Raw genomic sequence first — 25,174 nt, forward strand, 5'->3', positions numbered from 1 at the left:
TTGGCGAGCGTGGCCGCTGTGGCAGAGCCCAGCTCGGTGGAAGGGTTTCTCGACCCCGCGTGGCAGATGCGGTGGAGAGTCCCGGAGCTGGCGTTGGTGCTCAGCGACAGAGCGGTCGCGTTCGCCAGGCGCACCGGTGACCGGGGCGCGCGGTTGCGCGCCGAGTCGCTGGCCCTGTTCGCCGCCAACCGGCTGGGACGCGGTGTCGCCTCCACCGGCCGCGCGCTGGCCGCGGTGCGCGAAGCGGAAGCGTCGGGCGGTGACGTCCTCACCCGGCTGCGCATCGAGCTCGGCTGGTGCGCCGTCCACGCGGGCAGCCACGAGGTGGCCGTCCGCATCCTGCGCGGGGAACTCGCGCAGGACCGCATCGAACCCACCCTCCGCGCGCACGCGCTGCTCGCACTGGCCTCGGCGCTGCCCGCGCAGCAGGACGTCGACGAGCGCAGCCAGGTCCTCGACGAGGCGGAACGCCTCTACGCCGACTGCGACGACGACCAGGACCTCGCCCGCGTGCTCAAGGCCCGGGTGTGGGTGATTCGCGCGGCGCACTGCCGCAGGCTCGGTGAGTTCGGCGAGGCCGTTTCGGCCACCGATGCCGGGCTGGGCCTGTTGCGCAGGCTCAGCGATCCGGAGGCCGAGGCGGGCGAGATCCAGACCCGGCTGCTGCTGGAACGCGTGCACGCCCTGCTCGACCAGGGGCATCGGGTGGAAGCCGTCGAGACCAGTCAGGCCGTGCTCGCCGAACCCGTGCGCGCGGCGGCCGCTGGTCCCACCGGGTGGCTCGGGCTCGCGCTCGCCACCCGCGTTCACCTGCCTGCCGGCGACCACGGGGCCGCGCTGCGCGTGCTGGCCGAGACCGCCGCGATCTCGGAGCGGCACAAGCTGGACGGCCTGCTCGCCGAAGCGCTCAACGCGCTGTCCCGCGCGCACGAGCGCGTCGAGGAGTTCTCCGACGCGCTGCAGGCGTTGCGCGGTGCGTACTCGGCGGACCGCCGGTGGCGCTCGGCCGTGCACAGCGCTCGGGTCGGCCTGCTGAGCGCCTATCCGGCGGAAGCACCGCGCAGCCGGCGGGCGTCGGTCGTGGCGTCGGTTCCCGGACCCGTGGCTGCCGCACCGGTCGCTCCGGCGCCCGTCTCCACGGCTCCCGAACCTGCGGCACCGGTCGCTGCCGAACCTGCGGCTCCCGAGCCCGTGGCTCCTGCCGCTCCCGAGCCTGGCGCCGCCGAGCCCGTGGCTCCTGAGCCGGTGACTCCTGAGCCGGTGACGACGGGGCCCGTTGTCGCTGGTCCTGACCTTGCTGAGCATGCGGAGCCGGAACTTGTCGCCGCTGAGCCCGAGGCTCCCGAGCCGGAACCGGAGCCCGAGCCGAGTTCGGTTGCCGCGGAACCCGCGACGGCGGCTCACGACGAGCCCACCGGGACCGGGCGCGGCGGGTACGCCGAGGCCCACGACGCCGCGCGGCTGCTGATGGAGGCGCTGACCAAGCGCGCCGCGGAGGAAGCCGAAGAGCCTGCGACCGCGCCGTCTGAAGAAGAGCCGCCCGCCGAGCGGCAGGCGATGCCCGAGCCGCGCGTGGCCTTCGACTCGGCCTCGCCGAGCGAGATGTTCTCGGGCGGGCAACAGCCGCCCGCCACGGAACCGCAGTCCGCCGCAGACGCTTGGTGGCCGTCCCACGAGGCTCCGAGCGCCGCCGCGGACGAGCCCGTCGCCGAGGACGCGGTCAGCGGCCACGCGTCCTCCGACAACAGCTCCGCGGGATATGAGAACGCCGGCCAGGACTACGGGGATCACGAGTCCGGCGGCTACGAGGACGGCTACGGCGAGGACGACCCGTCGCAGCGGTGGAGCGGTGATCCGCTGGCGGCCGCGGCCGACAGCCTGCGCCGCATCACCGAGGCCCACGACCGCCGCGGGCACGCTCAGCACGTCGACCCGGAGCCCGTGACGCCGCCGCAGGGCTTCCCCGCGGTGGAACCGCAGGACCATCCGGTGCAGGCCGCTCAGGACGTGCCCGAGGGGTCCGGTGGGCGCCGGTCCAAGGGCAAGTCGCTGGCCGAGATCCGCGCCGAGCTCCAGCTCCCGGCCGATCACCAGCCCTCCCGCAGGCGTTCGCGGCACGCCGATCCCGATCCGCTCGCCGCGTTCCAGCCCGCGCAGCCGGAACCGGATCCTCCGGCCAGGTCTGCCGAGGACACGGATCCGAGCTTCCGGTTCAGCCCGCCGGAGCCGAGCCCGGAGCCCGCGCCGGAGCCGAGCGCTGACGCGAGCCTGGCCGACCTGCTCGCCGACGCGCTCATGGCTTACAACGAAGGCCGCACCGATGATGCCAAGCAGCAGGTCAGCGAGGGCATCGCCGCCGTAGGATATGGCGGTCATCACAATTCCGGTTACGGTGAGCCGGGCTACGACGACAGCCACAGCGACAGCCATTCGGAACGCACCGACGACGACGCCGTCGGTGGGACCCGACGCAGCCGTCGACAGTCCACAGAGGATGATCGGCTCGGTGCCCGTCACCGCGCGCCCGGATTCGGTGGTGCGGCAGCGGATCCGTTGCTCTGAGATACCTTCCGGACATCGATCGTTGCGTCTGTTTTCACCCGCGGTACTCAGTCAGATCCCGGCCCCGTGAGCGGGAACTGACAGTCTTAGAGTGGAACCTGTTGGCACAACGAGGTGCCGTAAAGCGTGGAGCTGCCTGACATGACCTCGAATCCCGGACAAGCGCACACCGGAACGGCCGGCGAGCAGTCCGAGAACCCCGAACTGGCCAAGCGGCGGTTGCTGGACCGAGCCGTCGAGTTCGCCCCCGAACTCGGCGAGCTGCTGCGCACCTACTACCGCCACGTCCCGGCCGAAGAACTCGTCGACGACGACCCGAACGACCTGGTCGGCGCCCTCAGATCGCACCACCGGCTGGCCGCGACCCGCGCCGCCGGTCGCCCCCTGGTGCAGATCTTCAACCCGACGGGCGATGAGCACGGCTGGCACAGCCAGGCCACCGTGGTCCAGACGGTCACCGACGACATGCCGTACCTGGTGGACTCGCTGATCGCCGAGCTCGGCCGCGACAACGCGGACGTGCTGCGCGTGATCCACCCCATCGTCGTCGTCAGACGCGACCTCGCGGGCGAGCTGCTGGAGGTCCTGCCGGAAGCCGACCCGTCCGACCCGCCCTCCGGCGCCATGGCGGAGAGCTGGATGTTCGTCGAGGTCGGCCAGGTCGTCGACCCGGAGCGGCTCACCGCGCTCAAGCAGGACCTCGGCGGTGTTCTCAACGACGTGCGCGAGGTGGTCGAGGACACCGAGCGGATGCTCTCCTGCGCCCGGTCGCTGGCCGACGAGCTGGAGAAGAACCCGCCGCCGCTGCCGCACGAGGACGTCACCGACGGGGCCGGGCTGCTGCGCTGGCTGGCCGACGGGCACTTCACCTTCCTCGGTTACCGGCACTACGAGCTGGTCGAGGACGACGGCGATGCGCTGCAGGCCGTGCTGGCCTCCGGGCTGGGCGTGCTGCGCAGCGACAGCGTCGCCTCGCGGAGCCTGACCACCGGACCGGACTCCAGCGCGCTGTCGAAGGACCTGCTAGTGCTCACCCAGGCCGGTGCTCAGTCCACAGTGCACCGTCCGGTCCACCCGTTCTACGTGGGCGTCAAGACCTTCGACGAGTCGGGCCGGGTCACCGGCGAGCACCGGTTCCTGGGCCTGTTCACCACCACGGCGCTGCACGAGGACGTCCTCGACATCCCGTTCGTGGAGCGCCGGGTGCGAGAGGTCATCCACCGCGCGGGATTCCCGCTGGAGTCCTACTCGGGCCAGCGGATGCTGGAGGAGATCCAGAGCTACCCGCGCACCGAGCTGCTGTCCACGGACTTCGAAACGCTGCAGGAGACCATCACCGGCGTGCTGGCGCTGGCCGAGCGGCGCAAGCTCAAGCCGTTCCTGCGGCGCGACTCCTACGGCCGGTTCTTCTCCTGCCTGGTCTACCTGCCGCGCGACCGCTACACGACCAGCTCGCGGCTGGCGATGCAGGAGGTGCTGCTCGACGAGCTCGGCGGCACCGGCCTGGAGTACAGCACGCGCGTGGGCGAATCGACGCTGGCGCGAGTGCACTTCGTGGTGCACACCGACCCGGAGGACCAGGTCGAGCCGAACCTCGGGCGCATCCAGCAGCGGCTCGACGGTGCCATCCACACCTGGGACGACCAGATGGTCACCGAGCTCGACGCCGAGCGCTCCGGCAGGGGAGCGGGCGGCGGGCCGGCCCGCGCGCTGTCCGAGGCGATCAGCCAGGCCGGGCAGGACTACGCGTCCGGGTTCCCGGAGGCCTACAAGGAGGACTTCAGCGCCGCCGAGGGCCTGCGGGACCTGCGTCGCCTGGAGTCGCTGAAGGGCTCCGACGACCTGCGCATGTCGTTCTACGTCCCGCGCGACGCGAGCGCCGGTCAGCGCCGCTTCAAGCTCTACGTCGGTGAGCGGGTCACGTTGTCCCGGGTGCTGCCGGTGCTGCAGAGCATGGGCGTGGAGGTCGTCGACGAGCGGCCCTACGACCTGACCCTGGAGGGCTCCGGGAACCGGTTCTACATCTACGACTTCGGGCTGCGGCTGGACTCCGGCCTGCTCGACAACACCGACCCGCAGCTGCTGGACTCGCTCCGGCAGCGCTTCGAGGACGCGTTCCGCGCGGTCTGGCTCGGCGACGCCGAGGTCGACCGGTTCAACGCGCTGGTGCTGCGGGCCGGGCTGAACTGGCGGCAGGCCGCCGTGCTGCGCGCCTACGCGAAGTACCTGCGTCAGGTCGGAATCGCCTACACGCAGGACTACATCGAGGACTCCATCCTCGCGCACCGCACCACGACGACCGCGCTGGTGCGGCTCTTCGAAGCCCGGTTCGACCCGGCGATCGGCGAAGCCGACCGCAAGACGCGCGAAGCCGAGCTGACCGAGTCGGTCAACGAGCTCATCGACGAGGTCACCAGCCTCGACGTGGACCGGATCCTGCGCAGCTACCTCAGCCTGATCCGGGCCACCCTGCGCACGAACTACTTCGTCGACATGGCCGAGCGCGAGCGCCCGTTCCTGGCGTTCAAGCTGGAGCCGCGCGAGATCCCGGGTCTGCCCGAGCCCCGGCCGCAGTTCGAGATCTTCGTGTACTCGCCGTGGGTCGAGGGCGTGCACCTGCGCTTCGGTTCCGTGGCGCGCGGTGGGTTGCGCTGGTCGGACCGGCCGCAGGACTTCCGCACGGAGATCCTGGGACTGGTCAAGGCCCAGGCGGTGAAGAACGCGGTGATCGTGCCGGTCGGCGCGAAGGGCGGCTTCGTGGTCAAGCGCCCGCCCGTCGCCACCGGCGACCCGGCGGTGGACCGCAAGGCGTCCCGGGACGAAGGCGTGGCCTGCTACCGGATGTTCATCTCCGGCCTGCTGGACCTCACCGACAACCTGGTGGGCGGCGAAGTGGCCCCGCCGCAGAACGTGGTGCGCCACGACGGCGACGACACGTACCTGGTCGTCGCGGCCGACAAGGGCACGGCGACGTTCTCCGACATCGCCAACGAGGTCGCCCAGTCCCGCGGGTTCTGGCTCGGCGACGCCTTCGCCTCCGGTGGCTCGGTCGGCTACGACCACAAGGCCATGGGCATCACCGCCAAGGGTGCGTGGGAGAGCGTCAAGCGGCACTTCCTCGAACTCGACGTGGACACCCAGAGCGAGGAGTTCACCGTCGTCGGCGTCGGCGACATGGCCGGTGACGTGTTCGGCAACGGGATGCTGCTGTCCGAGCACATCCGGCTGGTGGCCGCGTTCAACCACATGCACGTGTTCATCGACCCGAACCCGGACGCGGCGGTCTCCTTCGCCGAGCGGCGCAGGCTGTTCGACCTGCCGCGTTCCACCTGGGACGACTACGACCGGAGCAAGATCAGCGAGGGCGGCGGCGTGTGGTCGCGGTCGCTGAAGTCGATCCCGCTGAACCCGCAGATCCGGGAGGCGCTGGGCATCGACGAGTCGGTGCGCAAGCTGGCGCCCGCCGAGCTGATCAAGTGCATCCTGCTGGCACCGACCGACCTGCTGTGGAACGGCGGCATCGGCACCTACGTCAAGTCGGCGACCGAGACGCACGCCGAGGTCGGCGACAAGTCCAACGACCCGGTGCGCGTCAACGGCGGCGACCTGCGGGTCAAGGTCGTGGGCGAGGGCGGCAACCTCGGCCTGACCTCGCTGGGGCGCATCGAGTTCAGCCGCGAGGGCGGCAAGGTCAACACCGACGCGCTGGACAACTCCGCCGGTGTGGACTGCTCCGACCACGAGGTCAACATCAAGATCCTGCTGGACCACCTGGTCACCGACGGCAGGCTCACCGGCCCGCAGCGCAACGAGCTGCTCGCCGAGATGACCGACGAGGTCGGCGAGCTCGTCCTGGCCGACAACCACAGCCAGAACGGGGTTCTGGGCATCTCGCGGTCGCACGCCGGCCCGATGCTGCCGGTGCACGCCCGGCAGGTCGCCGCGCTGGAGGAGTCCGCGGGCCTGGACCGCGAGCTGGAGGCGCTGCCGACCAAGAAGGGCTTCCGCGACCTGGAGAAGGCCGGTGAGGGCCTGACCTCGCCGGAGCTGGCGACGCTGATGGCGCACGTCAAGCTCCAGCTCAAGCGGGACGTCCTGGCCAGCGGCCTGCCCGACACCGAAGCGTTCGCCGAGCGGCTCCCGGAGTACTTCCCGGAGCCGCTGCAGGAGCGCTACGGCGACGCCATCGCCGCGCACCCGCTGCGCCGCGAGATCATCACGACGTTGCTGGTCAACGAGATGGTCGACGGCGCGGGCATCTCCTACGCCTACCGCCTGGCCGAGGAGCTCAGCGCCTCCACCAGCGATGCGGTGCGGGCGTTCGCGGTCGTCACCAACGTCTACGACCTGCCCCGGTTGTGGGCCGACATCGACGCGCTGGGCGGTTCGGTGCCGATCGCGGTCGCCGACGAGATGGTGCTGGAGACGCGGCGGCTGCTCGACCGAGCGGCCCGCTGGATCCTGACCAACCGGCCGCAGCCGCTGGCCATCGGCGCCGAGACCACCCGGTTCCGGCCGGTCGTCGAGGAGCTGCGGCCGACTGTGCGAGGGTTGCTGCGCGGCCGCGCAGCCGAAGGCGTCAGCGCGCAGGTTCAGCGCTGGGTCGCCGCAGGTGTGCCGGACGCGCTGGCCGAACGGGTGGCGGTGCTGCTCGACGCCTACGCGTTGCTGGACATCCGGGAGGTCGCCGAGCTCGCCGAACGCGACGCCGGCATCGCGGCCGAGCGCAGCCCGCGCGAGAGCGCCGAGCTGTACTACGCGCTGTGGGCGCACCTGGACGTCGAGCGGATGCTCATCGCGGTCAACGAGCTGGAACGCGGCAACAGGTGGCACGCACTGGCTAGGCTGGCGTTGCGAGATGATTTCTACGCATCGCTGCGTGCGATCACGGTCGACGTCCTGCGCACCTCCGAGCCGGAGGAGGGGTCGGAGGAGAAGATCGCGCGGTGGGAGTCGACGAACGCAGCGCGACTGGCGAGGGCCAACTCGTCGCTGGAGCAGATCGTCAGCTCCGGGCGGCTTGACCTGGCCACCTTGTCGGTGGCGGCGCGTCAGCTGCGCAGCATGGTGCGGTGACAGCCGGGGGTGGCGGTTCCAGCCGGGACCGCCACCCCCGAAACCAGGTAGGAGGGACAGGCCCAGTGGGCGCGTACGTAGCCGAGGTAGCCCTGCGCTGGTCCGACATGGACGCGTTCGGCCACGTCAACCACGCCAGGACGATCACGTTGCTGGAGGAGGCACGAGCCGATCTGCTGTTCACCGAAGCGGAACGGCAGGGCCTGCTGGGCATGGCCGAGGGCATGGTGGTCGCCCGGATCGTCATCGACTACCACGCGCCGCTGCTGTACGCGGCCAAGTCGTTGCAGGTCCGGATGTCGGTGCGGGACCTCAAGGCCGCGTCGTTCGTGATCGACTACACGGCGTTCGCGCAGGAAGCCGTCTGCACGGCGGAAACCCTGATGGTGCCCTACGACCTGAAGGCCGGACGGCCCCGTCGGCTCACCGAGGACGAGCGCGGGTTCCTGGCGGAGTGGCGCGCCGAGCAGTTGGAGCCGGGTCGTGCCTGAGCTCCGCATGCCCGACCGGGTCGAGCGCGACGACCTGGGTGCGTTCGTCGCCCGTGCTGTCCGGCTGGACTCCCAGACCATGGTCCGGATGCGGAACCGCCCCGACAGCGACCGGATGGACGTGTGGGCGGCCACCCCGTTCGACGCGCTGTCCACCCGAGTGGTGGAGGGCTCGGTCGATCCGGCGGACCTGACGATCTCCGGGAACGAGCTGCTGGCGACGTTGACCGTCGCGGGCGGTGAGGTGATGGACCCCGGCGCGCCCAAGGACCTGCTGTGGCGCTCGGAGCTGCCACCGGCCACCGGGTGGAAGCGCGTCGACGACCTACCGGCCCAGCTGGTCGGCGAGGTCGCGGAACGCGGAATCGACGTGGCCAAGGAGAACGTCGGTCCGAAGGGCACGCCACCGGCGTCGCTGCTGGACCAGGAGGTCTTCACGGTCCACGGCTCCGGCTACGACGTGAAGGTCCCGCTGCGCTGCCTGTTCGTCCTGTCCGGCATGGGGTTCCTGGTCGGCACCCCCGCCGAGACGGAGATCGTGCGGGTGAGCGCCACGGACTCCTGGCTGCGCCTCGACTCCCGCTTCGGCGCGGTCGTCCGCCGGCGCCACGCCCTCCTGCCGCTCCTGATCTGACCTCCGACCTGGGTCGGGGAAGTTTTCATGAGAACTTCCCCGATCAACCCCCTCGGTCGGCGTCAGGAGGTGGTGCGCTGCGGGTTCCGGGACGTCGTGGTCCATCGGACGATGTCGCTGACCAGGGCTTCCAACGGGCCGCGGCGGAAGAAGTGCCGCCAGCCGTAGGTGAAGGCGAAGGTGGCGACCAGGAACACCTCGGGCATGAAGGTGTTGATGAGCGCGACCATCCCCTCGGGCTGGTGGCCGTCGCGCGGGAACCACGGCAGGTTCGGGTCGTCCATCGGCAGCGCGGGCCCCAAGCTCGCCAGATGCGCCAGGTTCTCCGGGACACCGCTCAGCGGCCAGCCACCGGTCGTGATCTGCCAGGCCAGTGCCAGGGCGTGCGCGGCGTACAGGGTGAGCGCCATCGACCCGGCCTTGGCCAGCGGAGCCAGCCATCGTCCGGTCCGGTCTGACAGCTCCAGGCAGATCGACAGCACCAGCAGCGCGATCCCGCCCGCGCCCAGCAGCTCGAACGTGGTCCCGCTGTGCGCGTTGGCCGCCAGCAGCCACTCCGGGTGCCCGACCGGGATCGTGCCCTCCACCGGGCTCGGTGGGCCGGCAGGCATCAGGAGGAACGAAGCCTGGTAGCCGACCAGCGACAGCGCCAGGCCGATCAAGCCGATCCGCAACCGCACCCGCAGGGACTTCAGGTCCAGTCGTCCGACCGCCAGTCCCGCCAGCACCAGCGGCAGGTACGACGCGGCCGGGTAGAACCCGAGCAGCAGCAGGTCGAAAAGCCCCTCGTGGGCGATCAGGTGCCCGGGGTCGACGCTGTTGACCAGCGAGACCAGAGCCGACAGGGGCGTGTCCGCAGCGATCCAGCCACGCAGCACGAACGACAGCTGCGGCCCGATGGCGGCGCTCACCGCCGCCGCGATGATCAAACCGCGCGCCCGCAGTCGCAGGAACGGCACCGCGAGCAGGAAGTACAAGCCGTAGAACGGGATGATCACCGTCAGCAGGAAGCCGGTCGCCTCGGTCGCCTTCGCCAGCGCCAACCCGAGCACCAGGAGCACCACCGCGCGCACCGCGACTCGTCGCTTCGCATCGCGCAACGCCTGGCCCGTCGGCGGTGTCGTCCGCCCGGTCATCAGGGCCAGCGACACACCGGCCAGGAAGGTGAACAACGCGGTCGAGCGACCGGAGAAGAACTGCGCCACCACCACCTCGGGCCAGCCGCCTGCGAACGGCACGCCGAAGTGGATGCAGAACATGCCGAACACGGCGATGAATCGGGCGACGTCCACGCCCACCAGTCGGCCCGGCCGCCCGGCGGTGGTCGGCCGCGCCCGACGAGGTGAACTCCGTTCGGGCGCAACAGCAGTCATGGCATCCAGCTGAGATCGGGGAACGATGACCGGAAATCTACCGACCGCTTCCGGGCCTCCGGTCACCTGCCCGCGTGTTGCGAGGTCCCGCTCACACCAGCCACGCGGCGCTGCCGGGCGGCAACTCGCCCTCGACCAGCGGTCGAGAGCTCAGCAGCACTTCGCCGGGAGGCAGCGGAACCGGTTCCGCCGAGGTGTTCAACGCGCAGATCAGGGTGCTGCCGACCCGCCGGAACGCGAAGCAGTCCTCGGGGGCGCCGAACCACTCGACCTCGTCGCCGGTGAACGCCGGATGCGTCGCCCGCATCTCCAGGGCGTGCCGGTACAGCGACAGGGTGGACTCCTCGTCCTCCAGCTGCGCCTCGACGGTGAAGTGAACCCAGTCGTGCGGGATCGCCGACCAGTCGGCCCGCGCGGCGGAGAACCCGAACGGCCGCATCAGGCCCTCCCACGGCATCCGGATCCGCTCGGTGCCGGGCAGGCCCAGTTCCTCACCGTGCCGCAGGCAGACCGCGCCGGGCAGGGCCAGCTGCACCATCGCCATCGCGCGCACCGGTGTCAACGCCGCGTGGTCGCGGATGCGCGTGCTGTCCCGGCTCGCCATCGCCCACGCCGGGCGGGGGCCGGTGGAGCCCAGGACCGTTGTGATCGCCTTCTGCACCGGGCCCGCCGAGAACCCCGCCACGGCCAGGTCCAGGCCGAACAGCAGCTGCCAGTTGCCGGTACCGCTGCCGATCACGATGCGGTCGGGGTAGTCGGCCAGCACCGCGCCGACCGCGTCCGCCGGGTCGTTGCGCGGCGCCAGGTGGAAGCCGTCGATGCCGTTGTCCAGCCACGGGCGCAGCACCGGGCCGGGCTCGGTGCGCGAGGGATCGACGTCCATCGCCAGGAGCACCCTCAGCCCGTTGCCGTGCGCCTCGCCCAGGAGCCTGTCGAGGGCGGGGGAGGCCGGGTCCGTGCCGGCCATGCCTGCCAGCACGATCGCGTCCACGCCCAGCAGCTCCAAGTAGCCGAGCCTGCCGCGGATCCCGTCGAGATCGCCGACGCCGTCATCGTCGGCGTCGGCGAAGGCGCCGACGTCGATCTGGTAGCAGACCGCGTCGTACCACCACGGTCGTTCGCCGTGGTCAGCCCGCGTGCCCACCTGCCGCATCTCCAGGTCCTTCGCTCCTAGATCGGGTCCGCCGCTCAGAACCACGAGTTGATCATGCTGTTGGCGGCCATCTCCAAGTACTGCCAGAGCTGGTCGCGGTGTTCCGGCTTCAACTTGGCTTCGTCCACAGCGATGCGCATGCAGCGAAGCCAGGCGTCGCGCTCGGCCGGGCCGATCTTGAACGGCGCGTGCCGCATCCGCAGCCGCGGGTGTCCGCGCTGGTCGGAGTACGTGTGCGGGCCACCCCAGTACTGCATGAGGAACAGCCGCAGCCGCTCCTCGGCCGGCCCGAGGTCTTCCTCGGGGTAGAGCGGGCGCAGCAGCTCGTCCTTGGCCACCTCTTCGTAGAAGCGGGCCACGATCTGGTGGAAGGTGGCTTCGCCGCCGACCTGCTCGTAGAAACTCTCCACGGAAGTCACCCTTCCATCCTCTCAGGTGCCGAACTGGACGTTTCAGTGGTCGGTCAGCTGCTGTCCGTGGTGCTGTGTGAGGCTCATGATTACTCAGGCTTACAGGGAGTGAAGCTCATCGCTCGATCCCGGCCGCTGACCCCTGCTCCAGTCCGTTGCCGCATGGCGGACCCCTGCTCCAGTCCGTTGCCGCATGGCGGACTCCTGCACTCTGTGCCCACGCCCCGTCAGGAGGTTATTGATCTCCGTCAACGGAATCGAGCCACGAATCCTGCTGGAAGTAGTCGTCGTCGTTGATTTCCTGGATTCCGCTGAGGCTTTTGTCTGAAATCCCCATCTCGACTTTCAGGCCAGTCCAGAAAACCAGAACGCGGCGAAGGCCAAGGTCACCGCCAGTGGCAGGAGGACGAAAACCTGCCAGGTTTTGACCACGCGTCCTCCCAAGTAGTTGACCACGATGCTGAGCACGCCCATGAATCCAGCCAGCACTCGATAGCTCGTCACTTCATCGAATAGCAGGAACGCCGATACCGTGATTGCCATCGCTGGCAGGACGTAGAGGCCCCGGTGGTTCCGGCGCCAGTCCGCGCTCCGATCAATGACCGGCTTCGGAAATGCGGTGCCAGGATTGGTTGCTGCGTCGGGGGCCATGACTTCACCCTTCCTCTAACACCACACAAGAGTCACCTGTCACACGGCCATGGGCAGACAGGCGCCTGGACCTGGTCATCAGGCAAGGCCGAGCGCCCCACAGAGCGAAGATCCCCCGGCCGATGTGGTCGGCTCGGGGGATCGCTCGCTGGTCAGCTCGTCGTGGAAATCGTGCTGGGGGGTAGGGGGCGGCCGTTGGGGTACGGGGGTTCGATGGCCGAGTCGTCGTAGGCGCGCTTGACGTCCACGCGGAGTCTGCGCTGGACCGCCCACTGGCGCCCGGGCCTGACCTTCACCGTCAGGCGCAGGGTGACCGTGTCCGAGGTGATCTGGTCGACGCCCAGCATTTCCGGAGGCTCCAGGACGTCCTTGGACAGGGGCTCCCGGGAGGTGGCGTCGGTGGCGACCTTGCCCGCGACCTCGATGGCCTTCTGCACGTCCGAGTTGTGCGAGATCGGGAAGTCCACGACCGCGACGGCGAATCCCTGAGACGAGTTGCCCACGCGCAGGATCTCGCCGTTGCGGACGTACCAGACGGTGCCGTTGATGTCGCGCAGCGTCGTGACCCGCAGGCCCACCGCCTCGACCGAACCGGAGGCCTCGCCCAGGTCCACGACGTCACCGACGCCGTACTGGTCCTCGACCATCATGAACATCCCGGACAGGAAGTCCCGCACCAGGTTCTGGGCACCGAAGGCGACCGCCACGCCCAGCACACCGGCCGAAGCCAGCACCGGGGCGATCTGCACGCCCAGGATCTGCAAGATGTATATGACGGCCAGGCCGAAGATCACGAACGAGGTGAGCGACTTCAGCACCGAGCCGATGGTCTTGGCGCGCTGCCTGCGCCGCTCGGAGAGCAGCTCGGAGGTGAGGCTGTCACCGCGGCGCTCGCGCAGCGGCGAGAGCAGCTTCGGCGGTTTGCCGTTGCCGCGGGTCAGGCGGTTGATCGTGCGGTGCAGCAGCCATCGCACCAAGAAGGCGATGACCAGCACCAGCACGATCTGCAACGGCTTGGCGATGAGCAGGTCGGCGTAGGAAGCCAGCCACGCGTTCTGGGTCCAGTCGAAGACCGCCTGGCACCAGCGCTCGGTCGGGTCGCACGTCGGCGGCTGGGATAAGAGCGGCAGGTTCATGGGTACGGGGGTTCTCCACGTGCTGTCGATCGTCGGGGTTCGCCGTGAGGCGGCGAGGGACCGACCGGTCCGAACTTCGTGCGCGCCCCGCGGCGCACGACGATCGAGAACCGGTACGCCAGAACCGAGTTCGGGGCTCAGTCCAGAGCGAGACCGGTCGCCTCCGCGAGGAAGGTGAGCTGGTCGGTCGTCAGCCCCACGGTACGTGACACGGAGCGGGCGGCATGCCCCACCTCGGTCTCACGACGGATCAGAATAGGACGTTTGTCCGGGTCCGAGCTAGTGGCGTGCTGCAGCTCCGCGCACATCTTGCGCGCGTGGTTGGGGTCCACGCGTGAATCGGACTCGAAGACCGTGAACAGCACCGACGGGTACGCCGTGTGCTCCGTCACGTTGTGATACGGCGAATACGACAGCAGCCAGCCCAGCTCCTCCGGGTCGTCGGCCGTGCCGTACTCGTCGTTCCAGGTCCGGCCGAGCAGGAATCGCTCGTAGCGCACCATGTCCAGCAGCGGAGCCGAGCAGACCACCGCCCGGTACAGCTCTGGCCGCTGCGTGAGCGCGGCACCCACCAGCAGGCCCCCGTTGGAACCGCCGGAGATCGCCAGCTGGTCCGAGGTCGTCCAGCCCTGGTCGATCAAGTGCTCGGCGGCGGCGTGGAAGTCGTCGAACGTGTGCTGCTTGCGCTCCCGCATGCCGTCGACGTGCCACTCCTCGCCCTCCTCACCACCGCCGCGCAGCGCAGGCAGCGCCCACACGCCACCGGCGGCCACCCAGGTCAGCGCCGAGGGCATGTAACCGGGTTCGCGGGAGAGCGAGAAACCGCCGTAGCCGGTCAGGAACACCGGGCGCGGCCGGTCCGGCTCGGCGACCGGCGCCAGCACGAACATCCGCACCTCGGTGCCATCGGCCGACCTGTAGGTGACCTGCCGGGTGTGGACCTCGGGCAGCTCGACGGCTCCCGGGGCGCTCGTGTCCAGCTCCACCGCCCCGGTGGAGCGGTCGTAGGCGTGCACGCACGGCGGTGTCGCGAAGTCGGTCCAGCCGATCCACAGCCGATCGCGGTGCCGCTCGGTCGCCGAGTCGACCGTCGTCAGCGCGGTGACCTGGCCGGTCCCGGGCAGTGCTACGTCAGCGGTGCGGGCGCCCGTGGCCGGGTCGTGCAGGGTCAGCTCGGAGACCGCGTGCCTGGTCCGGAGCACGATCAGACGCGGTGCTTCGCCGTCGAAGTAGCGGACCGCCTCCAGCACCGAATCGGGGTCCTCGGCGATCAGCTCGGTCCAGTTCTCCGGTTCCGGAGCGCTCGGGTCCGCCACGCACAGCCGCCAGCGCGGCGCGTCCTTGGTGGTCATCACGTACATCCGGCCGTCGCGCTCCACCCACGCGCCGACCCGGTAGCCGTCGGTGGTGTCCACGATCTGCCGCAGGTCCGGGACCTCGTCGCCCTCGGAGAGGTCCGCGATCCACACCGAGTCGCGGCGCGCGGTGCCCATGCTGCCCTCGATGATCAGCCAGCGACCGTCCCGGGAGACGTGGGTGCCGTAGTAGAAGGTGTGGTCCAGGCCCGTGCCGTGCACCAGCACGTCCTGCTCGGGATCGGTGCCCACGCGGTGGCGCCACACCCGGCGGTGGAACTGCTCCTCGCCCTCGGGCACCAGCTCCGGCGACAGCCGGCGGACGTAGAAGTACTCCTGGCCGCCGGGCAGCCAGGAGATCGTCGAGTAGCGGCAGCGGTCGATCGGCCCCTCGACGAGCTCGCCGGTGGCCACGTCCATGACGTGCAGCAGCGACTCCTCATCGCCGCCCATCGAAACCTGGTAGGCCAGCCGGTCGCCCTCCAGGTTCGGCACCCAGCTGTCCAGCGTCGTCAGTCCCGACGGATCGAGCTCGGTGACGTCCAGCAGCACGCGCTCGGTCCCGTCGGCCTCGCGCACGTGGAGCACGCCGAACTCCTGGCCCGGCTCGCGGCGGGTGAAGAAGGCCCGCCCGGCCCGCCAGAGCGGAGCGCCGACAGCGCCCGCGGCCAGCAGCGAGCGCAGCCGCCCGGTCACCGGCTCCCGGCCGGGGAGCGAGCTCAGCCAGGTGCGGGCGAGCTCGTCCTGAGCCGCCGACCACGCCTCGGTGCTCGGCGCGGAGGCGTCCTCCAGCCACCGGTACGGGTCGGCCACCTCGCGGCCGTGCAAGGTCTCCACGATCTCTTCGCGAGCGGTGGCGGGATAGCTCAAGGGGCTTCGAACGTCGGTCACGATCGCGACGATACGTGCACGCGCGGGGCGTTGGAGAGGGTCTGAGTGCCGTGCGGACCTGATTCACCCGACGTGATCAACCGTTTTCGGCTCGCTTGATCGACAATGGTGACCGCAGCGCCGGAACGATGAGACGTGTCGGCGGTGACCGCCTAGCGGCACCGCTCACCTGCGGAAACAGGTCGTGGATCGTCGTCTTCGGCGTGACGTGGCGAATCACACGTGCGTTCGGACCAGGTTCTGTGCTGAACTTTGGCCGACACCGGTGGAGGTGGTCGCGTGCCAGACCGACAACCGATCCGACAACCGGCGCTGAAGGCCGCAGGCCTCGCGTCGCGGGCCCCGTTGTGCCCGACGAGCCGAGGCTCCGGGGCAGCGCACACGGATCGGCCTCCCGGGCACGCCACCTCGTGGCGCAAACGTCGGGTCCTCCTGCTCAACACGACCTTCGAGCCGCTCACAGCCCTCCCGCTGCGACGCGCCATCGTGATGGTCGTCTGCGGCAAGGCCGAGGTCGTCCACGGCGACTCCGCCGGGATGACCCTGCACTCGGCGAGCGCCGAGCTCGAGATCCCGTCGGTGATCAGGCTGAGCAACTTCGTGCGCGTGCCGTACCGCGGCCGGGTTCCGCTGACCCGGGCCGCGTTGATGCTCCGGGACAGTCACCGGTGCGTCTACTGCGGCGCACGAGCGGAAACGATAGATCATGTTCTCCCGCGCAGTCGCGGTGGGCCGCACACTTGGGAGAACTGCGTCGCCTGCTGCACGAAGTGCAACCACCGCAAGGCCGACAAGACGCTGAGCGAGCTCGGCTGGCGGCTGCCGTTCGCCCCGCAGGCACCGCGAGGCCGGCACTGGCGATTGCTGGCCGGTCTGTCCGAGACCGACCCACTCTGGTTGCCGTACCTGGGCGAGTCGGCCGCCTGATCTCGTCAGCGGGCGCGTCCGCGCCGGTGCGCATCAGCTGATCCGCACACCGCGGTCGCGCCCGCTGATCCGGACACCGTCGTCGAGGCCGCTGATCCGCACACCGCGGGACTGGCCACTGATCCGCACGCCACGGGACTTCCCGCTGATGCGGACACCGTCATCGAGGCCGCTGATGCGGACGCCGCGGGACTGGCCGCTGATGCGGACGCCGTCGTCCAAGCCGCTGATGCGGACGCCATCGCGTTTCCCGCTGATGCGGACCCCACGGGACTTGCTGCTGATGCGGACGCCGTCGTCCAAGCCGCTGATGCGGACGCCATCGCGCTTCCCGCTGATGCGGACACCGCGAGAGTTCCCGCTGATGCGGACGCCGTCGTCGAGGCCGCTGATCCGGACGCCATCGCGCCGATTGCTGATTCGCGCTCCGTGATCAGCGAGTGGCTGGCCGATCATCGGAAGGGTGAGTGCGTTGGGCTGAGTGGCGGCGTCGATGATCGTCATTGTGTGCCTCCCGCATACATAGGGTGCTGTCCGGCGCATGTGATCAAATATGCAAGACCCATACAGGTGAAAAACTATGATCAGAAACCGCTCGGAACAAGCCGCCAACCCGCCGCGCAATGCCCCCGTCCGGGCCGACTCCGTTTGGGTGCCGACATTCCCCTGAACGAGTTACTATAGGTGATGCGCATCACAAGTGAAGTGGGGTTGTGCGAATACGCGAAGTATCCGGATTCCGCTTGACGGGTGATCATGAACGCCGAGCTGGTCGTGCCGCGCCAGCGAACTCGTCACTGCGGGCGAAGTGCCGGGTGATCCACGGCGGAGGGCTCGAAATCTAGGTCAAAGCACGTGCGAGTGGGCACACACGAGGCCTTGGTCATCGGCTACCGTACTGGGCGTGACTGTCGTGGAGAGTGTGCTGGTCCTGGCGGTGATCCCAGCGACCATCTTTGGCGTGATCGTGCTCATCGCGATGTGGCCCAGGCTGTCCCGTGCGCGCTACCGCGCCGGGGAGGACTGGGATTTCGCCCCGGTCTTCTGGTCTGCCAACCCGCAGGGAGTGAACGCCGCGGTACCGGCAGCGGACGGCGAAGGAGAGGTCGTGCCGGACGACGCACGGCCCGTCACGGCTCGGGGAGGCGCACGTGGCACCTGGTGAGATCACGGGTCAGCCCGCAGAGGCCGGCCAGCTGGGCACCGGCGAGGCGCGGATGCCGACCGGCCGCATTTCCGTTGCGAGGCGCGTCGAGCCGGAGCGCCCGCGGCTGCCCTTCAGCACCGGCGAGCTGTCCCAGCTGGACGAGGCGATGGCGGTGGCGAGCCGCAGCACCGGCCTCGAGTTCGCCGTCTACCTCGGCGACCTCGGCGAGGACACCCGCAAGCAGGCCGAGGAGCTGCACGCCAACCTCGGCTCGCAGGCGCCGGACGGCGTGCTGATCGCGGTGTCCCCGGGACAGCGCAAGTTCGAGATCGTGACCGGCGAAGAGGCCTTCCGCCGCATCCCGGACCGCAGCTGTCAGCTGGCCGCCATGAGCATGGTCGCCTCCTTCAAGGAGGACGAGCTCATCGACGGTCTCGTCGGCGCTGTGCGCATGCTGGCCGATGCCGCGGGCACGTCCTTCAAGAAGCACTCCGACCACCACTGACCCGCAGCGCGAAACCGCCCCGGCCCATGAGGACCGGGGCGGTTTCGCGTCTCCAGGCGCCTCTGACGACGATGCGCGGAGGGCGGTGATCGCTCCCGCGACCGGGTCGCGGGAGCGATCTCACGCGCTGGTCAGGAGCGGTCGAAGCCCCTGGCTGCGAGAGCGCGGACGATGCCCGCGCGGCCCTCGGAGACCAGTCGCCGCAGTGCGGCGGGCCGCTCACCGGCCAGCCACGCGTCGGCGGCGGCGACGGTCTCGTCGGTGACCGCCCAGGACGGGAACAGCCCGATCACCGTTGGCTGAGCCCGCTCGCTGGAGCGGCGCTGCCAGACCTCGTCGATCGATTCGAAGTACCGCTGCACGTACGGCGCGAGCAGCTCGCGCTGGGCCGGGTGCTGGAAACCGGCGATGATCGCGTCGCTGACCGCGTTCGGGAGCTGGTCGTCGTGGACCGCGCGCTGCCAGGCCTTCTCCTTCGCCCCCGTGGTGGGGATGAGGGAGCGGGCCCGCTCGGCGCGGCGGCGGCCGGTCGCGGTCTGGTCGGACTCCAGCTCCGCGTCGATCTCCGCTTCACCCGCCGCACCGTGCGCGACCAGGGCCTGCAGCAGGCCCCAGCGCAGGTCCGTGTCGACGGTCAGGCCCTCGAGCGGAGCCGAGCCGTCCAGCCAGCCGCGCAGCTCGTCGACCTGCTCGTCGGACAGCACCGAACCGGTCAGCGAGTTGACGAACGCGAGCTGGTGGTCGGAGCCCGGCTCGGCGGCCCGCGCCAGCTCGAACAGCCGCGAGCTGAACCGCTTCCAGCCCTCCGGCTGCCAGGACGGGTCGGCGTAGGAGGCGAGTGCGGTCTGCGTCTGCAGCAGAACCCGCTGCACCACGCCGATCTGGCTCTCCGCGCCGATGCCGCTCTCCGCCGAGGCGCCCAGCACCAGGGTCACGAAGTCGCGGGCCTTCAGCTCCGCCTCGCGGGTCATCTCCCAGGCGGTCGACCAGCACAGCGCGCGCGGCAGCGACTCGTCGATGTGGCCGATCCGGTCCACCAGGGTGGCCAGCGACTCCGGGTCGAAGCGCAGCGAGCAGTAGGTCAGGTCGTCGTCGTTGACCAGCACCAGCTTGCCCCGGTGCACGCCGACCAGGTCCGGGACCTCGGTGACCTCGCCGGTGACGTCGAGCTCGACGCGGTGCTTGCGCACCAGCTTGCCGTCCTCGTCGTCGTAGACGCCGATCGCCAGGCGGTGGGTGCGGTGCTCACCGGCACCCGGGCGTGCGCCGCTCTGCACCACCGAGAACTGGGTGAAGCGGCCCTCGTCGTCGGTGCTGAAGCGTGGGCGCAGCATGTTCAGGCCCGTGGTCTCCAGCCACTGCGCGCTCCACCAGGACAGGTCGCGGCCGGAGGCCTCCTCGAGCGCCTTGAGCAGGTCGTCGAGGGTGGCGTTGCTCCACGCGTGCCGGTCGAAGTAGACCCGCAGGCCGGCCAGGAAGTTCTCCAGACCGACGTAGGCCACCAGCTGCTTGAGCACCGAGGCGCCCTTGGCGTAGGTGATGCCGTCGAAGTTGACCTCGACGGCCTGCAGGTCCGGGATGTCCGCGGCCACCGGGTGGGTGGAGGGGAGCTGGTCCTGGCGGTAGGCCCAGGACTTCTCGACGCTGGCGAAGGTCGTCCACGCGGCGTCGTACTCGGTGGCGCCGACCTGCGCGAGCACGCTGGCCCAGGTCGCGAAGGACTCGTTGAGCCACAGGTCGTTCCACCACCGCATGGTGACCAGGTCGCCGAACCACATGTGCGCCATCTCGTGCAGCACGGTCTCGGCGCGACGCTCGTAGAGGTAGCTGGTGACCTTCGACCGGAACACGTAGTCCTCGAGGAAGGTCACGCAGCCCGCGTTCTCCATGGCACCCGCGTTGAACTCCGGCACGAAGCACTGGTCGTACTTGCCGAACGGGTAGGGAACGCCGAACGCCTTGTGGTAGAAGCCGAATCCCTGCTTGGTCTCGGTGAACAGGCGCTCCGCGTCGAGGTGCTCGGACAGCGAGGCGCGGCAGTAGATGCCCAGCGGGATCTCGTCCTGACCGTCCTCGCCGGGGAAGGTGTCGCGCCACTCGGCGTAGGGGCCGGCCACCAGCGCCACCAGGTAGGTGGACATCGGCCGGGTGGTGTCGAAGGTGTGGCGCTTGCCCTGGGCGGTGTCGGTGACCTGGCCCGCCGCGTTGGAGATGACCTTCCAGGTGGCCGGTGCGTCCACCGTGATCTGGTAGGTCGCCTTCAGGTCGGGCTGGTCGAAGCAGGTGAACATCCGCTTCGCGTCGGCGGTCTCGAACTGGCTGTAGAGGTAGACAGCGCCGTCGACGGGGTCGATGAAGCGGTGCAGGCCTTCACCGGTGTTGGTGTAGGAGCAGTCGGCGCGCACCACGAGTTCGTTCTCGGCGGCCAGACCGGGCAGGCGGATTCCGGTGGACTCGTCGTAGTCGGAGACGTCGAGCTCGACACCGTTGAGCACCGCGCCGTGCACCTTGTCGGCCATCAGGTCGATCCAGGTGTCGGCGCCGGTCTGGTTGCTTCGGAAGCGAACCGTGGTCGTGGAACCGAACGTCTCCACTTCCACACCGCCCGCGCCGGCGGACAGATCCAGTTCGACCACATAGGACTGGACCTCCAGCAGCGCGGCGCGCTGCTCGGCCTGTTCGCGGGTGAGGTTCGGCGGTGCCACGGATCACCTCGTAGTTCGTAGGGGACGGATCACGGCCGGTTCGGATGCCCGGCGCAGGCATCAAATCACGTCCGGGCGGGCTCGCGCTCCCGGGCGTGCACCACCGTGATCGTCGGCGTGTCGGCACTGTCGGGAAGACAAACGGCCTCGTGCTCGTTACTACTCGAAGATGGGGTGTTCGGAACCGGGCACCAGGGAAGACCGACTGCTGGAGGCACGGATGACCACGGCTGCCCGCCCACGGGTGGACTTCTACTTCGACCCGGCGTGCCCGTTCGCCTGGGTGTCGTCGCGCTGGATCCTCGAGGTGGCCAAGGTCCGCGACATCGACCTGCACTTCCGGGTGATGAGCCTGGCCGTGCTGAACTCCGGCCGCGATCTCCCCGAGGAGTACCAGGAGCTGATGGCGAAGGCGTGGGGCCCGGTGCGGGTCTGCATCGCCGCCGCCAAGCACCACGGCGAGGAGGTCCTGGAGCCGCTGTACACGGCTATGGGCACCCGCCTGCACGACCGCGCGAACAAGGACTTCACGCAGGTCATCGCGGAGTCGCTGGCCGAGGTCGGCCTGCCCGCCGAGCTCGCCGATGCGGCCACCAGCACCGAGTACGACGAGGAGCTGCGCGCCAGCCACCACGCGGGGATGGACCCGGTCGGCGACGAGGTGGGAACGCCCACCCTGCACGTCGACGGCGTCGCCTTCTTCGGTCCGGTGATCACCCGCGTCCCCAAGGGGGAGGAGGCCGCGAAGATCTTCGACGGCGCGGTCGCCATGGCCAGCTACCCGTACTTCTTCGAGCTCAAGCGCAGCCGCACCGAGAACCCGCAGTTCGACTACTGATGCGCGGGTGGTGGGAAAATTCCGACTGTTCCCACAATTTTCCCGAATGACCGCCATGACCTGCGGAAATGCCTGCGCTGTCGGTTTTTCCCGGTCATCACAGTTCACGACCGTCCACAGAGGCCGAAGTCGTTCGACGACGACTTCGGCCTCGCGGGCGGCACGAGGGCTCACGCCGGTTGCGCGGCTCGCTGCAGTCCGGACATCACCTCGGCGACCGGGCGGTCGTCGCGCAGGTCCCACAACGAGGCGACGATGCCCGCCGCTCGGTCCCGTCCCACGGCCCGCTCGGCGTTGCCGGTGAACTTGGCGGCGAGCTCGTCGGCCGACAGCGGGCGTTGCGGCCCTCCCCGGTTCTCCCGGATCCGCTCGGTCACCGAGGTGCCGTCGTTGAGCTCGGCGGTGAGCACGGCGGGGAACTGGCGCGGGAACCCGGCGGTCGCCTCGTCGTCGGCGACCACGCGCACCCGCTGGGCGAGCTCCAGCCGGCGCGGGTCGGCCGCGGCGGCGTCGGTGAAGTCCTCGTGGAACACGCCCAGCCCGCCGCCGCCGAGCAGCGCAGCGGCCACGGTGTAGGGCCCGGAGAACGCCGCGTGATACCCGGAGCGGGGATGCCGCTTCTCCTCCGCGGGCTCGGCGATCGTGCGCAGGACCGGCGCGGGCACCCCGAGCACCAGCTCGCGGACCTGGTCGGCGGTCACCCCGCGCTCGCGCATCCGCAGCGCCGCGTCCACCCCGGCGTGCGTGAAGTGGTTGCACGGGTAGGGCTTGAAGAACACCCCGGGCGTTTCCCAGTCCTCGCCGAGGCCGTCGGTGACCCGTTCCGGGTGCACGCGCTCACCGCAGAACGCGCGCAGGAACCCGAACCGGCCCTCGATCACCGTCGGCGGCCCGGTCAGGCCGTGCCGGGCCAGGTCGGCGGCGGCCACACCTGCGTGCGCGGCCCAGCCGCAGTGCACCCGCTTGATGGTGCCGCCGGTGCGGTTGGCCTCGATGACGCCGGCTCCCATGCTCGCGGCGATGCCGATGACCGAGGTCAGCCGTTCGGCGTCGAGCCCCTGCAGCATGCCGGAGGCGACGGCAGCGCCGACCGCGCCGCAGATCGCGGTCGCGTGCTGGCCGTGCTCGAAGAACACCGAGTTGCCCAGCTCCTCGTCGTAGCCGGCCATGCCCAGGCGGCAGGTCACCTCGATGCCCATCGCCGCTGCGGCCAGCAGCGACCGGCCACCGGCACCGGTGCGCTCGGCCGTGGCCAGGGCCGCGGGGACCACCGCCGCCGACGGGTGCAGCACCGAGGGCAGGTGCGTGTCGTCGAAGTCCAGGCTGTGCGCGAGGGTGCCGTTGACCAGTGCCGCCGAGGGCGCCGGAACCCGTTGTGCCAGGCCGATCCCGGTCGACTCGGGAGTGCCGGACCACTCGGTGGCCACCGCTCCGGCGATCCGGGCGGGTTCCTCGCGGGTGGCGGCCAGCGAGTTGCCGACGACGTCGACGATCCGCCGGACCAGGTCGTCGGCGAGGTGGTCGGCGACGCCGTCGGTGGCCAGCCGGGCACCGACCTCGCCGATCCGCTGCGCGGGAGTCGTCATGCCGGGATCACCGCCAGCGGGCGGACCGGAGCTCCGGTGGCGCCGACGACGCGCAGCGGCGCGAACACGGCGAGGAATTCGCCGAGCCCCGCTTCGGCGGCGTCCTCGCACGCCATGTGCTCGACGATGTGGATGCCGTTGTCGACCAGCAGCACCCGGTGGACCGGCAGCACGCGGTGCCCGGCTCCCGCCGGGATCTGCTCGTAGGCGGTGGTGTCGGTGCCGGTCGCGACGATGCCCCGCTCGGCCAGCCAGTGCGCTCCCTCCACCGTCATGCCGGGGACGCCGGTCTCCTTGCCGACGTAGGCCTGCGGATCGCCGAACAGCCTGCCCCAGCCGGTCCGTACCACGGCCACATCGCCCGGTCCGGGTTCCGCTCCGGCTCGCTCGGCGGCCCGTTCCAGGTCCTCGGCCGTCACGCCGTAGCCGGGTTCGAGCACGTCCACGCCGCGCGCTGCGGCGACGTCGAGGAACACGCCCCGAGTGACCATCGGGGGGATGGACTCGGCGCCGTGCACCGAGTGCTTTCCGCCGCGCTGGGCCTCGGCGGCGTCGACGCCGCCGTGCAGCAGGCCTTCGTGGCTGACGTGGGCGAGCGCGTCGACGTGGGTGCCGGTGTGCCCGCCGGTGACGATGACCTCGTTGGACGCCGACCCGCCGTCGGGGCGGACCGCGTCGCCGTGCCTGCGTTCCAGGGTCATCCGGAACCCGGGGTGGTTCGGCGAGCCCGCCATCCCGGTGTAGAGCGGGTGGCCGAGCTCGATCACCCGCGTCCCGGCGCGGACTGCGGCGAGCAGGTCGGGGCCTGCGGCGGTGGGGCTGGTCACGAAGTGCTCCTTCCCGGCCTGGCTCCGGCCGGTTCGTCGTGATCGTCAGGGGTGTCGTCGAGCGCGTCGGCGAGTTCGGTGACCCAGCGGGCACCGGCGACGACGGCCGGGTCGACGAAGCGGCCCCGGTCGTCGACCCACGCCGAGGAGTCGCCCGCGACGTCGAGGGAGCCGAGCAGGGCGCGGGCCTGCTCGACCTCGTCGCGGTCCGGGGTGAAGGCGCGGTGGACCGGTTCGATCTGCGCCGGGTGGATCACCGAGCGGCCGAAGAACCCCGCGCCGCGCAGCGCGGTGCTGTCCTCAGCGAGCCCGGCGGTGTCGGACAGGTCCGTCCAGACGCTCGCGATCGGGCTGGGCAGTCCGGCCGCGCGGTTGGCGGTGACGATCCGGGCGCGGCCCCACGCCAGCTCGCGGCGATCGCGGATCCGCAGGTCGGCGGCCAGATCGGTCTCGCCGGGCGAGACGCCGACGACCAGCGGGTGGCACTCGGCGAGCTCGAAGACCTGCCGCAGACCGCGGGCGCTCTCGATCAGCAGGTGCAGCGGGAGGCCGGTCCGCTCGGCGATCGCGACCACGGTCGCGGGGTCTTCCGCCTTGGGGACGCGCAGGCCGGCCGCTCCGCTGCTCGCCAGTTCGGACGCGTCGCCGTCGGCCCAACCGGTGTCCGCACCGTTGATGCGGACCCAGACCTCACCGGGCCGGGACTCGCACGTCGCACGAGCGACTTCCCTCGCCTGCTCCTTGTGCGCGGGAGGCACCGCGTCCTCCAGGTCCACCACGACCGCGTCGGCGGGCCCGTCGAGCGCCTTGCGCACGAGGTCCGCGCGGTGGCCGGGTGCGTAGAGCCAGCTGCGGGCCAGGCCGATGGTGGTCACGGGCAGTCCGCCTCTCCGCGCTCGTCGGCGGT

General features: G+C 70.4%; 19 protein-coding genes. 8 read left to right on the top strand and 11 right to left on the bottom strand.

Annotated features, from left to right (window positions below):
* The first annotated feature begins 18 nt into the window (after positions 1-18).
* From FHU35_RS23945 to FHU35_RS23960, 4 genes are all read left to right on the top strand, one after another.
* Positions 19-2,562 (top strand): hypothetical protein, encoded by a 2,544-nt coding sequence (locus tag FHU35_RS23945; RefSeq protein WP_145743523.1) that lies wholly within the window; start codon positions 19-21, stop codon positions 2,560-2,562.
* A gap of 141 nt (positions 2,563-2,703) precedes the next feature.
* Positions 2,704-7,638, top strand: a complete 4,935-nt coding sequence (locus FHU35_RS23950; protein ID WP_145743526.1) for an NAD-glutamate dehydrogenase — start codon at positions 2,704-2,706, stop codon at positions 7,636-7,638.
* A 65-nt stretch (positions 7,639-7,703) separates the two neighbouring features.
* Positions 7,704-8,129 carry an acyl-CoA thioesterase gene (locus tag FHU35_RS23955; RefSeq protein WP_145743528.1) on the top strand — a complete coding sequence of 142 codons (426 nt, stop codon included), beginning with the start codon at positions 7,704-7,706 and terminating at the stop codon, positions 8,127-8,129.
* Positions 8,122-8,763, top strand: coding sequence for a DUF8185 domain-containing protein (locus tag FHU35_RS23960; protein WP_145743531.1), 642 nt, complete (start codon positions 8,122-8,124; stop codon positions 8,761-8,763). Before FHU35_RS23955 ends, FHU35_RS23960 begins: the two co-directional genes overlap by 8 nt.
* A gap of 62 nt (positions 8,764-8,825) precedes the next feature.
* On the opposite strand, the gene FHU35_RS23965 is transcribed toward FHU35_RS23960, so the two are convergent.
* The 6 genes from FHU35_RS23965 to FHU35_RS23990 all read right to left on the bottom strand — a co-directional run bounded on the left by FHU35_RS23965 (position 8,826) and on the right by FHU35_RS23990 (position 15,732).
* On the bottom strand, positions 8,826-10,136 hold the full coding sequence (locus tag FHU35_RS23965) for a heparan-alpha-glucosaminide N-acetyltransferase domain-containing protein (protein ID WP_145743533.1): 1,311 nt from the start codon (positions 10,134-10,136) through the stop codon (positions 8,826-8,828).
* A 91-nt stretch (positions 10,137-10,227) separates the two neighbouring features.
* Positions 10,228-11,334, bottom strand: a complete 1,107-nt coding sequence (locus FHU35_RS23970) for an alpha-amylase family glycosyl hydrolase (RefSeq protein WP_425474176.1) — start codon at positions 11,332-11,334, stop codon at positions 10,228-10,230.
* Positions 11,325-11,708, bottom strand: a complete 384-nt coding sequence (locus tag FHU35_RS23975) for a globin (protein WP_145743535.1) — start codon at positions 11,706-11,708, stop codon at positions 11,325-11,327. Before FHU35_RS23975 ends, FHU35_RS23970 begins: the two co-directional genes overlap by 10 nt.
* 336 nt (positions 11,709-12,044) lie before the next feature.
* On the bottom strand, positions 12,045-12,350 hold the full coding sequence (locus FHU35_RS23980; RefSeq protein WP_145743538.1) for a hypothetical protein: 306 nt from the start codon (positions 12,348-12,350) through the stop codon (positions 12,045-12,047).
* 152 nt (positions 12,351-12,502) lie between these two features.
* Positions 12,503-13,486: a mechanosensitive ion channel family protein gene (locus tag FHU35_RS23985; RefSeq protein WP_145743540.1), complete on the bottom strand. Its 984-nt coding sequence runs from the start codon at positions 13,484-13,486 to the stop codon at positions 12,503-12,505.
* A 137-nt stretch (positions 13,487-13,623) separates the two neighbouring features.
* Positions 13,624-15,732 carry a prolyl oligopeptidase family serine peptidase gene (locus tag FHU35_RS23990; RefSeq protein WP_145743542.1) on the bottom strand — a complete coding sequence of 703 codons (2,109 nt, stop codon included), beginning with the start codon at positions 15,730-15,732 and terminating at the stop codon, positions 13,624-13,626.
* Positions 15,733-16,011: 279 nt separating this feature from the next.
* Between FHU35_RS23990 and FHU35_RS23995 the strand changes: the two genes are divergently transcribed.
* Entirely contained in the window at positions 16,012-16,659 is a 648-nt protein-coding gene (locus FHU35_RS23995; RefSeq protein WP_246110534.1) for an HNH endonuclease, read from the top strand.
* 33 nt (positions 16,660-16,692) lie between these two features.
* Here FHU35_RS23995 and FHU35_RS24000 read toward each other — a convergent pair whose 3' ends face one another.
* The gene (locus FHU35_RS24000; RefSeq protein WP_145743544.1) at positions 16,693-17,163 is read right to left on the bottom strand and encodes a hypothetical protein; all 471 of its coding nucleotides are present in this window, start codon (positions 17,161-17,163) and stop codon (positions 16,693-16,695) included.
* A 400-nt stretch (positions 17,164-17,563) separates the two neighbouring features.
* Between FHU35_RS24000 and ctaJ the strand changes: the two genes are divergently transcribed.
* The gene (ctaJ, locus tag FHU35_RS24005) at positions 17,564-17,824 is read left to right on the top strand and encodes an aa3-type cytochrome oxidase subunit CtaJ (protein WP_145743546.1); all 261 of its coding nucleotides are present in this window, start codon (positions 17,564-17,566) and stop codon (positions 17,822-17,824) included.
* Positions 17,811-18,311 (top strand): DUF5130 family protein, encoded by a 501-nt coding sequence (locus FHU35_RS24010; RefSeq protein WP_145743548.1) that lies wholly within the window; start codon positions 17,811-17,813, stop codon positions 18,309-18,311. The genes ctaJ and FHU35_RS24010 overlap by 14 nt, the downstream gene beginning before the upstream one ends.
* A gap of 131 nt (positions 18,312-18,442) precedes the next feature.
* On the opposite strand, the gene pepN is transcribed toward FHU35_RS24010, so the two are convergent.
* Entirely contained in the window at positions 18,443-21,016 is a 2,574-nt protein-coding gene (gene pepN, locus FHU35_RS24015) for an aminopeptidase N (protein ID WP_145743551.1), read from the bottom strand.
* A gap of 220 nt (positions 21,017-21,236) precedes the next feature.
* On the opposite strand from pepN, the gene FHU35_RS24020 reads away from it, so the two are divergent.
* On the top strand, positions 21,237-21,854 hold the full coding sequence (locus tag FHU35_RS24020) for a mycothiol-dependent nitroreductase Rv2466c family protein (RefSeq protein WP_145743553.1): 618 nt from the start codon (positions 21,237-21,239) through the stop codon (positions 21,852-21,854).
* Between the two features lie 170 nt (positions 21,855-22,024).
* On the opposite strand, the gene FHU35_RS24025 is transcribed toward FHU35_RS24020, so the two are convergent.
* From FHU35_RS24025 to FHU35_RS24035, 3 genes are read right to left on the bottom strand one after another with little or no spacing between them, the layout of a single operon-like run.
* Positions 22,025-23,440 carry an MmgE/PrpD family protein gene (locus FHU35_RS24025; protein WP_145743555.1) on the bottom strand — a complete coding sequence of 472 codons (1,416 nt, stop codon included), beginning with the start codon at positions 23,438-23,440 and terminating at the stop codon, positions 22,025-22,027.
* Positions 23,437-24,267: a cyclase family protein gene (locus FHU35_RS24030; protein ID WP_246110535.1), complete on the bottom strand. Its 831-nt coding sequence runs from the start codon at positions 24,265-24,267 to the stop codon at positions 23,437-23,439. The genes FHU35_RS24025 and FHU35_RS24030 overlap by 4 nt, the downstream gene beginning before the upstream one ends.
* A complete protein-coding gene (locus FHU35_RS24035; RefSeq protein ID WP_246110536.1) occupies positions 24,264-25,142 on the bottom strand; it encodes an HpcH/HpaI aldolase/citrate lyase family protein in 879 nt (292 codons plus the stop codon). Before FHU35_RS24035 ends, FHU35_RS24030 begins: the two co-directional genes overlap by 4 nt.
* Positions 25,143-25,174: the final 32 nt, after the last annotated feature.

The sequence above is a fragment of the Saccharopolyspora dendranthemae genome (assembly GCF_007829955.1).
Lineage (GTDB): Bacteria > Actinomycetota > Actinomycetes > Mycobacteriales > Pseudonocardiaceae > Saccharopolyspora > Saccharopolyspora dendranthemae.

What these genes read in the sequence shown, in the direction of transcription:
- FHU35_RS23985 (WP_145743540.1), bottom strand. Translation starts at nt 13,486, where the DNA reads ATGAACCTGCCGCTCTTATCCCAGCCGCCGACGTGCGACCCGACCGAG.
- FHU35_RS23950 (WP_145743526.1), top strand. Translation starts at nt 2,704, where the DNA reads ATGACCTCGAATCCCGGACAAGCGCACACCGGAACGGCCGGCGAGCAG.
- FHU35_RS23980 (WP_145743538.1), bottom strand. Translation starts at nt 12,350, where the DNA reads ATGGCCCCCGACGCAGCAACCAATCCTGGCACCGCATTTCCGAAGCCG.
- FHU35_RS24020 (WP_145743553.1), top strand. Translation starts at nt 21,237, where the DNA reads ATGACCACGGCTGCCCGCCCACGGGTGGACTTCTACTTCGACCCGGCG.
- FHU35_RS24025 (WP_145743555.1), bottom strand. Translation starts at nt 23,440, where the DNA reads ATGACGACTCCCGCGCAGCGGATCGGCGAGGTCGGTGCCCGGCTGGCC.
- FHU35_RS24000 (WP_145743544.1), bottom strand. Translation starts at nt 17,163, where the DNA reads ATGACGATCATCGACGCCGCCACTCAGCCCAACGCACTCACCCTTCCG.
- FHU35_RS23965 (WP_145743533.1), bottom strand. Translation starts at nt 10,136, where the DNA reads ATGACTGCTGTTGCGCCCGAACGGAGTTCACCTCGTCGGGCGCGGCCG.